This is a genomic window from Paraburkholderia sp. 2C, from assembly GCF_054589215.1.
In genome coordinates this window covers 490,289-503,526 of the sequence record NZ_BAAILL010000032.1, presented here as the reverse complement: position 1 = coordinate 503,526, position 13,238 = coordinate 490,289, and the positions used below count along the sequence as shown (strand labels likewise).

The 13,238-nt window shown below is 62.7% G+C and carries 11 protein-coding genes; 7 read left to right on the top strand and 4 right to left on the bottom strand.

Annotated features, from left to right (window positions below; all coding sequences use genetic code 11):
• Positions 1-142: 142 nt before the first annotated feature.
• The 7 genes from ACYPXD_RS10445 (at position 143) to ACYPXD_RS10415 (ending at position 10,837) form a co-directional block, all read left to right on the top strand.
• The gene (locus tag ACYPXD_RS10445; RefSeq protein WP_459710535.1) at positions 143-1,363 is read left to right on the top strand and encodes a pyridoxal-phosphate-dependent aminotransferase family protein; all 1,221 of its coding nucleotides are present in this window, start codon (positions 143-145) and stop codon (positions 1,361-1,363) included.
• Positions 1,360-2,166, top strand: coding sequence for a 2-keto-4-pentenoate hydratase (locus ACYPXD_RS10440; RefSeq protein ID WP_459710532.1), 807 nt, complete (start codon positions 1,360-1,362; stop codon positions 2,164-2,166). Before ACYPXD_RS10445 ends, ACYPXD_RS10440 begins: the two co-directional genes overlap by 4 nt.
• A 109-nt stretch (positions 2,167-2,275) precedes the next feature.
• Positions 2,276-5,290: an FAD-binding and (Fe-S)-binding domain-containing protein gene (locus ACYPXD_RS10435; protein WP_459710530.1), complete on the top strand. Its 3,015-nt coding sequence runs from the start codon at positions 2,276-2,278 to the stop codon at positions 5,288-5,290.
• Between the two features lie 325 nt (positions 5,291-5,615).
• Positions 5,616-6,905 (top strand): MFS transporter, encoded by a 1,290-nt coding sequence (locus ACYPXD_RS10430; protein WP_459710528.1) that lies wholly within the window; start codon positions 5,616-5,618, stop codon positions 6,903-6,905.
• Between the two features lie 148 nt (positions 6,906-7,053).
• On the top strand, positions 7,054-7,836 hold the full coding sequence (locus tag ACYPXD_RS10425) for an enoyl-CoA hydratase/isomerase family protein (RefSeq protein ID WP_459710525.1): 783 nt from the start codon (positions 7,054-7,056) through the stop codon (positions 7,834-7,836).
• Position 7,837: 1 nt separating this feature from the next.
• Positions 7,838-9,085: a CaiB/BaiF CoA transferase family protein gene (locus ACYPXD_RS10420; protein WP_459710523.1), complete on the top strand. Its 1,248-nt coding sequence runs from the start codon at positions 7,838-7,840 to the stop codon at positions 9,083-9,085.
• Between the two features lie 177 nt (positions 9,086-9,262).
• A complete protein-coding gene (locus ACYPXD_RS10415) occupies positions 9,263-10,837 on the top strand; it encodes a methyl-accepting chemotaxis protein (RefSeq protein WP_459710521.1) in 1,575 nt (524 codons plus the stop codon).
• Between the two features lie 33 nt (positions 10,838-10,870).
• Here the strand turns inward: ACYPXD_RS10415 and ACYPXD_RS10410 are convergent, their stop codons facing one another.
• The 4 genes from ACYPXD_RS10410 to ACYPXD_RS10395 all read right to left on the bottom strand — a co-directional run bounded on the left by ACYPXD_RS10410 (position 10,871) and on the right by ACYPXD_RS10395 (position 13,202).
• Positions 10,871-11,173: a nucleotidyltransferase family protein gene (locus tag ACYPXD_RS10410; RefSeq protein ID WP_459710519.1), complete on the bottom strand. Its 303-nt coding sequence runs from the start codon at positions 11,171-11,173 to the stop codon at positions 10,871-10,873.
• A gap of 209 nt (positions 11,174-11,382) precedes the next feature.
• The gene (locus tag ACYPXD_RS10405; protein ID WP_459710517.1) at positions 11,383-12,153 is read right to left on the bottom strand and encodes an energy transducer TonB; all 771 of its coding nucleotides are present in this window, start codon (positions 12,151-12,153) and stop codon (positions 11,383-11,385) included.
• Positions 12,150-12,569, bottom strand: a complete 420-nt coding sequence (locus ACYPXD_RS10400) for an ExbD/TolR family protein (protein ID WP_459710514.1) — start codon at positions 12,567-12,569, stop codon at positions 12,150-12,152. The genes ACYPXD_RS10405 and ACYPXD_RS10400 overlap by 4 nt, the downstream gene beginning before the upstream one ends.
• A gap of 21 nt (positions 12,570-12,590) precedes the next feature.
• Positions 12,591-13,202 carry a MotA/TolQ/ExbB proton channel family protein gene (locus tag ACYPXD_RS10395; protein ID WP_459710512.1) on the bottom strand — a complete coding sequence of 204 codons (612 nt, stop codon included), beginning with the start codon at positions 13,200-13,202 and terminating at the stop codon, positions 12,591-12,593.
• Positions 13,203-13,238: the final 36 nt, after the last annotated feature.

Genomic DNA, 13,238 nt, shown 5'->3' with positions numbered 1-13,238 from the left:
TTATCGCAGGTCGGCGCGCCGTAAGGCGTGCGGGTTTATACCTGGGCGATTCGGACGAATTTCGCTTCCCGCAGCCCGATCCCTGCGCTAGAGTATTTTGCATGCAAAATTCAAACGCAAGGTTTCCAATAAAGGACCGCACATGCTGAAACTCGACTTCCACCCGGCCGGCCGTCACTTTCTGCAGATCCCGGGGCCGAGCCCCGTACCCGATCGCATCTTGCGGGCGATGAGTTATCCGACCATCGACCATCGCGGCCCGGAGTTCGGCGCGCTGGGGTTGAAGGTGCTCGACGGCATCAAGAAGATCTTCAAGACCTCGCAACCGGTTGTTATCTATCCCGCATCGGGCACGGGCGCATGGGAAGCCGCGCTGTGCAATACGCTGAGCGCGGGCGACACGGTGCTGATGTATGAGACCGGCCACTTCGCGACGCTCTGGAAAAAGATGGCCGAGAGCCTGGGCCTGAAACCGGAGTTTCTCGGTTTGCCCGGTGTCGAAGGCTGGCGCCGCGGCGTGCAGGCGGACATGATCGAAGCGCGTCTGCGTGCCGATGCGAATCACGTCATCAAGGCGGTATGCGTCGTGCACAACGAAACGTCGACCGGTGTGACCTCCGATATCGCGGCCGTGCGCCGCGCGATCGATGCGGCGGGCCATCCGGCGCTGTTGATGGTGGATACGATTTCGGGCCTCGCGTCGGCCGACTACCGGCATGACGAATGGGGTGTCGACGTGACGGTGTCGGGCTCGCAGAAGGGCTTGATGCTGCCGCCGGGCATCAGCTTCAACGCGATCTCGCCGAAGGCGATGAAGGCGCATGAAAGCGCGAAGTTGCCGCGTGCGTTCTGGGACTGGGCCGATATCGTCGAGATGAACAAGCAGGGTTATTGGCCGTACACGCCGAACACGAACCTGCTGTATGGGCTTTCCGAGTCGCTCGAGATGATTCTCGGCGAAGGGCTCGACAACGTGTTCGCGCGCCATCAGCGGCTCGCGGCTGCGTGCCGCGCGGCGGTGACCGCGTGGGGCCTTGAAATCCAGTGCGCGGACCCGGCTGTCTATTCGCCGGTGCTGACGGGCGTGATCATGCCCGAAGGCGTCGATGCGGACGCGGTGCGCAAGCTGATCTACGAACACTTCGACATGTCGCTCGGCACGGGCCTCGGCAAGGTGAAGGGCCGCATGTTCCGCATCGGCCACCTTGGCGAATGCAACGACCTCACGCTGATGGCGACGCTGTCCGGCTGCGAAATGGGCCTGAAGCTCGCCGGTGTGCCGTTGAAGTCGAGCGGCGTGACGGCGGCCATGGAATATTTGACCCGCCACGTCGCGAAACCGTCGCTGAAGGCGGCTGCATGACGGCGCGCGAACCGCAGGTCGAGGCCGCGGCTGCTGGCTTGACGCACGAATCGCTCGAGGCGCTTGCCCGGTTAGTGGTCGACGTCCGTGCGCGGCGGGCATGGCTCGATACGCTGCCGCAAGACGCGCGACCCGCGAACGCAGAGGATGCCTACACAGTCCAGCATGCAACGCTTCATGCGATGCGCGATGCGATCGGCGGCTGGAAGGTCGGGGCGAAAACGCCGACTGGCGGTCCGATTCAAGGTTCGCCGTTGCCGGCCTCGTGCGTGCATCGAAGCGGTGCGGCGTTGTCGCGCAGTTCGTTTAACCAGGCGGGCCTCGAGCTCGAAGTTGCATTTGCGCTTGGGCGCCGTTTCGAAGCCGCCGGTGGACCGTACACCGACGAACAGGTGCTCGATGCGGTTGAATCGATGCACGCGACCATCGAAGTCGTGACGAGCCGCTTCAGCAATTGGCCTGACGTGGACAAGCTGTGGCAACTCGCCGATTTGCAGAACCACGGCGCGTTGATCGTGGGCGAAGCGGTGCCGTACGACGGCAAGTTTCCGTTTCTCGCACCGACGGCAAGCTTCACGATCGACGGAGCCCCACTGTTCGACGGCGCGCCGGCGAATCCGGCCGGCGATCCGCGCAGGCTGCTCGGCTGGCTGGTCAATCACGGCGTATCGCGCGGGCTCACGTTCGAGCCCGGCACGGTGCTGACCTGCGGCTCGTACACGGGCATGGCGTTTCCGGAGCAGAGCGGCGTCGTGCGCGGTGTGATCGACGGCTTGCCGCCGGTGCAGTTCACGCTCGGTTGAAGCTCGCTTAGTGCTTGCCAAGTGCTCGCCAAGTGCTCGCTTAAAGCGCCATCACGCCGATCCGTTTATATCGAGCGAACGCCTATCCATTTGAATCGTTGCGACGCCCATGCTGAATTCCCGTCCCCAGGCACTCGTTCAACCGATCCACCTGATGCCCGCAGCGGCGCGTGCGAAGCTCACGCCGCTTGCCGCGCGTCTGGCGGCCGAACTGAAAGGCGATGTGCTGTTCGACCGCGCGGCGCGCGGCCGCTATGCAACCGATGCGTCGATCTATCAGATCATGCCGCTTGGCGTCGTGGTGCCGAAGGATCAGGCGGACCTGAAGCTCGCGCTCGACATCGCGCGCGACAGCAAGGCGCCCGTGCTCGCGCGCGGCGCAGGCACGAGCCAATGCGGGCAGACGATCGGCGAAGCGCTGGTTATCGACACGAGCAAGTGGCTCAACAACGTCGTTCACTTCGATAAGGACGCACGCACGGTTACGGTCGAGCCCGGTGTCGTGCTCGATCACCTGAACGCCTGGCTCAAGCCGCATGGGCTGTGGTTTCCGGTCGACGTATCGACGAGCGCGCAATGCACGATCGGCGGCATGGCCGGCAATAACTCGTGCGGCTCGCGTTCGATGGAATACGGGATCATGGTGCACAACGTCGACGCAATCGACGCGGTGCTCGCCGATGGCCACGAAGCGTGTTTTACCAGTTTGTCGAAGATGACCGGCGATGCGCGCACGCGCGCGCTTGTCGAAGAGGTGCGCAAGATCGCGCAGCGCGAACGCGATGAAATGCGCGAGCAGATTCCGAAGGTGTTGCGACGCGTGGCCGGCTACAACCTCGATCTGTTCGAATGCCAGAGTCCGCTGCCGTTTTCGGCCGATGGCGAGCCGAATCTCGCGCACCTGCTGGTCGGCTCCGAAGGCACGCTCGCGTTCAGTCGCACGCTCACGCTGAAGCTCTCGCCATTGCCGGCGCACAAGACGCTCGGCGTCGTGAATTTTCCGACGTTCTACTCGGCGATGGACATGACGCAGCACATCGTGAAGCTCGGCCCTGTGGCGGTCGAACTCGTCGATCGCACGATGATCGATCTCGCGATGTCGAATCCGGCGTTTCGTCCCGTCGTCGAAAAGGCGCTGGTGGGCGAGCCGCAAGCGGTACTGCTCGTCGAATTTGCCGGCGCTGACAAAGATACGCAACTCGCGAAGCTTGCTCAGCTCGTCGAATTGATGGGCGATCTCGGCCTGCCCGGCTCGGTTGTCGAAATGCCGGACGCCGCGGCGCAAAAGGCGCTGTGGGATGTACGCAAGGCCGGGCTCAACATCATGATGAGCATGAAGGGCGACGGCAAGCCCGTGTCGTTTATCGAAGACTGCGCGGTGCCGCTCGAACATCTGGCCGACTATACGAGCCGCCTTACCGAGGTGTTCCACAAGAACGGCACCGAAGGCACCTGGTACGCGCATGCGAGCGTCGGTACGCTGCACGTGCGGCCGATTCTCGATATGCGCCGCGACGGCGCACAGAAAATGCGCGCGATCGCCGAAGAGGCGGCCGCGATGGTGCGCGAATACAAGGGCGCCTATTCGGGCGAACACGGCGATGGCTTGTGCCGCGGCGAATGGGTGGCCTGGCAGTACGGCCCGCGCATCAATGAGGCGTTTCGCGACATCAAGAAGCTGTTCGATCCGGACAACCGGTTGAGCCCCGATCGCATCGTCAATCCGCCGAAGATGGACGACGCAACGAATTTCCGCTTTCCGCCCACATATCGGGAACGCGAATGGAAGCCCGCACTCGACTGGTCCGCGTGGAACGTCACGCGCGATCCGCTGACGGGTGTGGAAGGCGCGCGGGGCTCCGGCGGCGATCGCGCGAACGGTCTCGCCAAAGCGGTCGAGATGTGCAACAACAACGGCCACTGCCGCAAGTTCGACGCGGGCACGATGTGTCCGAGCTACCGCATCACCAAGGACGAGCAGCATGTGACGCGCGGCCGCGCCAATACGCTGCGCCTTGCGATTTCGGGTCAACTCGGTGAAGACGGTCTGGCCGGCAGCGATGTCAAGGAAGTGCTCGATCTGTGTGTGTCGTGCAAGGGCTGCAAGCGCGATTGTCCGACCGGCGTCGATATGGCGCGCATCAAGATCGAGGCGCGCGCGGCATGGAATGCGCGTCACGGCACGACGCTGCGCGAGCGGTTGATCGCGTATCTGCCGCGCTATGCGCGTTATGCGAGTCGCATGCCGGCGCTTGCCGGTTCGCTCGAGCGCATGCCGTTCGCGCGCTGGATGAAGTCGCGAATCGGCCTTGCGGCAGAGCGCTCTTTCCCACGATTTGCGAAACCGTTCCTTCCGGCTATGCAGCCGCGCGTGAATATTGAAGCAGGCGCTAAAGAAGTTCTGCTATTTGTCGATACCTTCAACAACTACATGGAGCCCGATAACGCGCGTGCCGCACAGCGCGTACTCGAAGCAGCGGGCTACACGGTGCACTTCAACGTGAAGGATGGCGAACGGCCGTTGTGTTGCGGCCGGACATTCCTGTCCGCGGGTCTCGTCGACGAGGCGAAGGCCGAAGCGCGCCGTGCGCTCGATGCGCTGCTGCCGTATGTGGAGCGTGGCGTGTCGATCGTCGGTCTCGAGCCGTCGTGTCTGCTGTCGCTGCGCGACGAGTTTCTCGGTTACGGGTATGGCGACGCGGCACAGCGCCTTGCGAAGTCGTCGTTCCTGTTCGAGGAGTTTCTGGTGCGCGAGCAGGCGGCCGGCCGCTTCAAGGTGTCGCTCAAGCCGCTCGACACCGCGAAGGCGCTGCTGCATGGCCATTGTCATCAGAAGGCATTCGATGCGGTGCGTCCGGTAGAGGCCGTGCTTGGCTGGATTCCGGGGCTCAAGGTCGAAGCGATCGAATCGTCGTGCTGCGGTATGGCGGGCAGCTTCGGCTACGAGGCCGAGCACTACGACGCGTCGAAGGCGATGGCGGAACTGTCGCTGTTGCCCGCCATTAGAAAGGCAGGCGATGCGCTGATCGTTGCCGACGGCACGAGTTGCCGTCATCAGATCGCGGACGGCACGCAGGCTGAGGCGCTGCATGTCGCAAGGGTGCTTGCCGCGGCGCTCGCGTAGTGGACGTAGTAGAGGATCACTGAACGATAAACGAAGGGGAAAAAACAGAAGAAGCAGGGACGCAGCAAACGCATCGTGCGGAAATTCCGCGGAATTCCGTCATCAGCGAACGGTAACAGCAAGTACTAGCAGACAGGAGACAAAGCCATGACACGACTGTGCAATCCCCATCCCGGCCGCCTGCCGGGTCGAATCCGAATCCGCATCCGGTAACCGCGGTAGTCAAGGCGGCCACACGCTGCTGCCACGCTTTCGAAGTTCGTTTTGCGATGCCTTCGGTGTGCGGCAGCACGCTGCGGCCGCTCGCACACAACTCTAGGAGAGGATGATGTTCCGTCGAGCCACGACGCGCGTTCTACTGCTTCTCTGCGCGATGTATTTCATCACCTATATCGACCGGGTCAACGTCAGCACCGCCGCCAGCGCATTCGGCGCGGAACTGGGTTTGAACCATACCGAGGTCGGTTTCGTATTTTCCGCGTTCGCTTATCCGTACCTGATCTTCCAGATTATCGGCGGCTGGGTGGGCGACCGCTTCGGGCCGCGCCGCACGCTCGGTATCTGTGCGGTGATCTGGGCAGGCGCCACTGTGCTGACGGGTCTCGCAGGCGGCTTCGCGTCGATGATCTTCGCGCGCGTGCTGCTCGGCCTCGGCGAAGGCGCGACGTTCCCGACCGCGACGCGCGCGATGTCGAACTGGATGCGCTCCGATCAGCGCGGCTTCGCGCAGGGCATCACGCACGCGGCATCGCGTATCGGCAATGCTGTCGCGCCGCCGCTGATCGTCTGGCTCATGGTCGCGACGAGCTGGCGCGGCGCATTTATCGTGACCGGTATCGTCAGCTTTCTGTGGGCGCTCGCGTGGATCTGGTACTTCCGCGACAATCCGCGCGATCATCCGCGTATCACCGATAGCGAATGCGCGACCCTCTCCGCGTATAGCGGCGCCAAGCAGCGCACGCCGGTGCCGTGGCGCGCACTGCTCGGCCGCATGGCGCCCGTCACGGCGGTGTACTTCTGCTACGGCTGGGTGTTGTGGCTCTTCCTCGGCTGGATTCCGCAGTACTTCCTGCACAACTATCACATGGACCTCAAGAAGTCCGCGCTGTTCGCGTCGAGCGTCTTTTTTGCCGGCGTGATCGGCGACTGGCTCGGCGGCTCGGTGACGGACCGCATCCTGCGCAAGACCAGCAACATTCGCCTTGCGCGTAACGTGATGGTTGGCATCTGCATGTTTCTGACGCTGCTATCGCTCGCGCCGATCATGTTTATTTCGAACATCTCGATCACGATGGCCGCGTTGTGTCTTGCCGGCGGCTTCTTCTTCAACGAGATGACGATCGGGCCGATGTGGGCCGTGCCGATGGATATCGCGCCGAAGCATGCCGGTACCGCGAGCGGCATCATGAATACAGGGTCTGCGCTGGCGGCGATTATCAGCCCGGTGGTCGGCGGCTGGCTCATCGATTTGACCGGTAACTGGAATTTGCCGTTTATCGTATCGATGGCGTTGATGGCGCTCGGCATTCTGCTGTCCTTCACGATGCGCCCGGACCACATGCTCGGTGCCGACGGCGTCGAGCAACCCGCCAGCGAAGCGCGCAAGTTCGTCTAAGGCCGGCGCCCCCGCGCCAGCGTGCCGCACGCAGCCCCGTGCGGCACGCGCCGGCGGCGGGCCATCAGTCCGCGACTACGGCCGCGGCGACGCGTTGCGGCCACGGGTCGCAGCCAACCCGGGCCGATTCATATCCGAGGGAGACGACATGGCAGAACCTTCGATTTCGATCGAACGCGAAGGGACGATCGCCACGGTCACGATCGACCGTGAAGCGAAGCTCAACGCAATGACCAAAGATTTGTGGCGCACGCTCGGCGAACGCATCGACGAATTGTCGGCGGACGACGCGCTGCGCTGCATCGTGTTGCGCGGTGCCGGCGAAAAGGCGTTTTCGCCTGGTAACGATATCGGCGAATTCGCCACCGACCGCTCGAACGTCGAACAGGCGCGCGCCTACGGCGCGATCATGCATCGCACGCTCGAGTCGATCAAGGCGTGCCGGCATCCGCTGGTTGCGATGATTCACGGCATTTGCGTCGGCGGCGGGCTCGAAATCGCGGCGATGTGCGATTTGCGCATCTGCGGCACCTCGAGCCGCTTCGGCGTGCCGATCAAGAATCTCGGCCTCGTGATGGCGCATGCGGAGCTCGAAGGGCTCGTGCGTCTCGCGGGCCCCGCGGTTGCGCTGGAAATTCTGCTCGAAGGGCGTATCTTCGATGCACAGGAAGCCTTGGCGAAAGGACTCGTCACGCGCGCGGTGCCCGATGCGGACGTGACCTCGCACACCTACGAAACCGCGCAGCGGATTGCCGATGGCGCGCCGCTCGTCGCGCGCTGGCACAAGCAGTTCGTCAGGCGTGCGATGGACCCGGCGCCGTTGACCGCAGCCGAGCGCGACGAAGGCTTCGCATGCTTCGGCACCGAAGACTTCCGCACCGGCTATCGCGCGTTTCTCGACAAGGTCAAACCGGATTTCAAGGGGCGCTGACATGACGAATACGACGAACACGAACACAGGGCACGCGGCCGGTTCGGGGCCGCTTGCCGGTATGCGTGTGATCGAACTCGCGCACATTATGTCAGGACCGATCTGCGGCATGATGCTCGCGGATATGGGCGCGGATGTGATCAAGGTCGAGAAGGTTCCGGGCGGCGACGACTGCCGTCGCTTTGCTCCGATTATTGAAGGCGGCGAATCGGCGTCGTTCATGATCGTCAACCGCAATAAGCGCGGCATTGCGCTGAACCTGAAGACCGAGGGCGGCAAGGAAGTGCTGCGCAAGATGCTCGCGAGCGCCGACGTCGTGACGGAGAACTATCGCGGCGGCACGATGGAGAAGCTCGGCATGGGTTACGAGACGCTGAAGCTCGCGAATCCGGGTCTGATTTACTGCGCGATTTCAGGCTTTGGACGCAGCGGTCCGTACGCGGAAAAAGGCGGCTTCGATCTGATCGCGCAGGGCATGAGCGGCCTGATGAGCATGACCGGCGAACCGGGTCAGGCGCCGATCAAGGCCGGTTCGCCGGTAACCGATATCAATGCGGGCATTCTCGCCGCACTCGGCATCAGCGCGGCCTATGCGCACAAGCAGCGCACGGGCCTTGGCCAGATGGTGGATACATCGCTGTTCGAAGCCGGATTGCAGCAGATGTACTGGGCGTTCGCGAACTATTTCGCGGACGGCACCGTGCTGCCGAAAGCCGGCTCCGCCAATCCGACCAGCGCGCCGTATCAGGCGTTTCGCACGCGCGACGGCTGGATCAATATCGGCGCGGCGAATCAGAGCAACTATGAGCGGCTGATCGGTGTACTGAAAATCCCAAATCTTGAGCAGGACGAACGCTTCGCTACGAACGCGGGGCGTTTGAAGCATCGCGAAGCGCTGGTCGAGATTCTGACTGCGCGCCTTGTCGAGCACACCACGGCCGAATGGCTCGCCGCGTTCGATGAAATCGGCCTGCCGTCGGGCGCCGTGCTCGAAGTGCCGGACGCCGCTGCACACGAGCAGGCGCTTGCGCGCGGCATGATCGTCGAGACGCAGCATCCGATTGCGGGAAGAACGCGCGGCATCGGCTTGCCGATTCATTTTTCCGACGGCTGTACGCGCGAATCGCGGCCCGCGCCGCTGTTCGGCCAGCATACGGCCGAGGTGCTGCGCGAATACGGTTTCGACGACACGCGCATTCGTGAGCTGAAAGACGAAGGTGCAGTGATCGAAACGGAAGCTACTGCATAGAAATCGGGGCTATTGCGGCATCGGCGTGCCGCAAACGGGGACCTGATGGTAGCCCTCCAACGCCGGTCATCGGCCTACGCGACCTAAAGTTTTGTAAGCTACGTGCCGATGACCCATGAGAAGTGTCGCGAAGGAGACTTAAGCATCGCGGCATCTGTCTGCTTACGCCGGATAATCATGAAAAAAAATCTGTCGATTCGATCTTGCCTGACCCTGATGGTGGTTGCGTTCGCGATTACGTTGGTAATCGGCGCGGCCATCGGGCTTCTCGCGTTGCGCTCGGAAAACCACGCGCTTCAGCAAACCTACACGGTCGATACGCCGGCGGTCGCGAACCTGGAAAACAGTGCTGGACAGCTGCTGCGGCTGCGTCTTGCGCTTGCCACGTACGCAGCGCTGACCGACCTTCACGATGCGAAGGGCGCGGAGGCCGTGCTCAAACGTTCGGATACCTACCTTGAGATTTCGAACGACAAGTTGACGAAATTTCTGGGCGCGGCTGTCGATAGCGACGAAGCGCGCAATCAGATCCAACTGATGCAGACCGCCCGCAATACCTTGCTCAAGGAAGGCATCGAGCCTGGCCTCGCGGCATTGCGCTCGGGGGACCGGGACGCGTTCCTGCAGATTCAGGCTTACAAGCTGCCGAAGCTCTATAGCGCGTTTGAAAAAGCGATGCTTGCGGTCGAGAAGGTGCAGATGGACCAGGGCGAGGATCGTTACCGGAAAGCACAGGATCAGTTCCAACTGGTGATGACACTCGTCGCGGCCGGGCTGGCGGCCGCGCTCGCGCTGGGGTGGCTCATGCGCATTGTGTTGCTGCGCGCAATCGTTAAACCGGCCGATGCAGCGATTGCGCATTTCGAGCGGATCTCGGCGGGCGATCTCGGCGGCGCTATCGTCGTCGACAGTACGAACGAAATGGGTGTGCTGACCGCGGCGCTCAAACGCATGCAGGAATCGCTGATCTCGACAGTCGGCGACGTGCGCAGCGGCGTGCAATCGATTCACACCGGCGTGAGCGAAATTGCCGCAGGCAATTCGAACCTGTCGCAGCGCACTGAACAGCAGGCCGCTTCGCTCGAAGAGACCGTGGCGAGCATCGAGGAACTTGCCGCGACGCTCAAGCAGACGGCCGACAACGCGAAGGTCGCAAGTTCGCTTGCGACGGGGGCGTCGTCGCTTGCGAGCCAGGGCGGCGACCTCACGCGCGATGTGGTCGGCGCGATGGAAAATATCGTCAGCGATTCGCACAAGATCGGCGATATCGTCGGTGTGATCGAAGGCATTGCGTTCCAGACGAATATCCTCGCGCTCAACGCGGCCGTTGAAGCGGCGCGGGCCGGTGAGAACGGTCGCGGTTTTGCGGTCGTGGCGAGCGAAGTGCGGTCGCTTGCACAACGCAGTGCGTCGGCGGCGAAGGAGATCAAGGATCTGATCGGCGAATCGACAGGGCGTATCGAATCGGGCGCCACGTTGGTGACGCGCTCGGGCGATACGATGCGCGAGATTCTCGATTCGATCACGCGCGTGAGCGCCATCATGAGCGAGATCGAAACCGCGTCGTCCGAGCAAAGCGCGGGTATCGGGCAGATCAACGTCGCGATCGCGCAGATGGATCAGGTGACGCAGCAGAATGCGGCTCTGGTTGAAGAGGCCGCGGCTGCCGCGGGCGCGCTTGAAGATCAGGCGAACCGGCTGAATGCGGCGGTGGCGATATTTGAACTGGGCGGCACAGCTCGTCGCGCCTAAGGCATTGGAGAGGGCGCTGGCCGGTGTGAATCGCTAGCGTGGCGAGTCTTGCCAGCAGATGGCGCGCAGATGGGGCCATTGCCGTATCCATCGCGCGGTTTTGATCTGGTAAGGCTCGGGGATGTCCAGCGCGCGATTGGGAACGAGCACGCCCGAAAACAGATTGTCGAGGCCGAACGGTGCATAGATTTCATACCGTCCGTGAGCTTTTCGAATACCGATGGCGGTGGTGGCGCAAGGGAAGCGATCGATACCGTCCGATGCCTTGCTGACGGCGCCGAACTGAACGCCGAATTTTCCCTCGTACCAGAGTGGCACGCGCGCCTGATTCCGCACTTCGATTTCAATGGGCAGGTCGCTGAAGTTGCTGCGGACGCGCTGTAGATAGTATCGAATAAGCGTCGGGTTTTCGCTCGCGGAGTATCGTGCAAGCCGTTACAGGCACGCGGTGACATTCGCGCGCCGGCCCATAACCGGCGCGCGCTCATCCGAACCAGCGCGCGGCGACGCGTCGCCGCCCTCACCCGACGAATCGTGTCGTAGCGTTACTCGTCGTCCGACGCCGTCGTCTTGAACGAAAACTCGACTTCGCCCACATAGGGCTCCGCGTTCTTTTCGCACTTGTACGCGCGTCCCGCAGCAATCACCGCCTGATTGAACACAGACGTCGGCGGCGTGACCCGTACGATCTTCACGTCACCGACACTACCGTCCGTGTTGATCGCGAGATGCGCGATCACATCCGCGGAAATGCCTTCCTGAAGCGCCTTCTGCGGAATCTGCGGTTGCACCGACTGGCAATGGCCGCGGCCGTCGACAACACCATGCAGGGCCGGCACCGGGGCAGGCGTCGCCGGCGCGGCGGCGGCGGTCGGTGTCGACGGAGCCGAGGTTGCAGGCGCCGTCGCGAGCGCAGGTGCGTTCTGCGTGGGATTGGCGGCCGCCGGAATCATCGCTTCCTTCGGCGCCGGTGCGGGCTTCGCGGGCGGCGGCTTGGGCGTCGGTAACGGCTTCGGCTGCACGGTCTTCGGCACGGGCTTCTGCGGTTCCGGAGGAGCGGGCGGCGGCTCCAGCTTCTTGACCTCGGGCGGAGGCGGCGGTGCCATTTGCACACGCATTTCCTTCGGTGGCGGCGGAGGTTCCTGCTCGAACTTCAGGTGCGAGAGACCCGTCACAAGCAGGACTTCGACGAGCAGCGCAACGCCGACCGCGGTCTTCATCGAGAGACCGTGATGACGCGTGGGCGCGGACGAAGCCCAGAGTGCGCCGTTCAAAGGCCGTTGCGGATCGTTCATATCGAGGGCCGGCGAGTTCATGTCGTCGGATTCGTTGCCAGAGCAACCGAACTGATGCCCGCCGCGCGCACCAGGTCCATTACCTTGACGATATTCTTGTAGCTCGTGCCTTCATCTCCTGCGATCGCGACGTCGACCTTCTTCGCGTCGTGCACCAGCCCTTGCAAATGCGCGGTGAGTTCTTCCGGCGTAATTTCCTTGGCGTCCAGATACAGCTGATCGGACTTCGTGACGCCGATCGACACCTTCACGGTTTGCTGCAACTGCTCGGCCGTGCTCGATTGCGGCAGATCGAGCTTGATGCCTGCGCCCTGGATCATCTTCAGCGTGGCGAGCATGAAGAACACCAGCAGGAACATCATGATGTCGATCATCGGAATGATCTCGATGCGGGCCTTTTCTTCGCCGCCGAGATAGTGACTGCGATGGTTGCGCATGATTCTGTTCTCCTGCGTCCGTCAGGCCGCAAAGCGTGAGACGAGCAACGACTTGATCAGGTCGAACTGATTGACCGTCATGCGGATCCGCTTGTTGAAGTAGTTGAGGAAGACGACGCAGATGATCGCGATGGTCAGTCCGCAAGCGGTGGCGGTGAGCGCATGGCCGATGCCGCCCGTCACGCCGTTCGGGTTCGCCGTGCCGCTCGTGCCCAGCACGTTGAACGATTCGACCATGCCGACGATGGTGCCGAGCAGGCCGAGCAGCGGCCCAAGCGTGACAGCGGTGTCGAGAATCCACAGGTTACGGTCGAGGCGCGGCAACTGGAACATGATCGTTTCTTCGATCTCGCGTTCGACCAGCGCTTCGCTCTTGCCCTTTGCTTTCATCGCCGTTCTGACGAGTTCGGCCTGCACGGTCTTGCTGTAGTGGTCGGCAACCTTGGCAGCGTCGTCAAGGTTGCTCGTATCGACGAGCTTCAGATCGTGTTCGAGCGTGTGGCCTGCGCGCACGGCTCGCGAAAAGAACACGAAGCGTTCGATGATGATGGTGATGCCGATCAGAAAGATGAAGGCGAGCAGGGGAATGAGACCCATGGACTGGATCGAGTAGGTGATGAGCGTGTTCAGCACTGCAGACTCCTGTTGGAACAAATCGACCGTTGCATG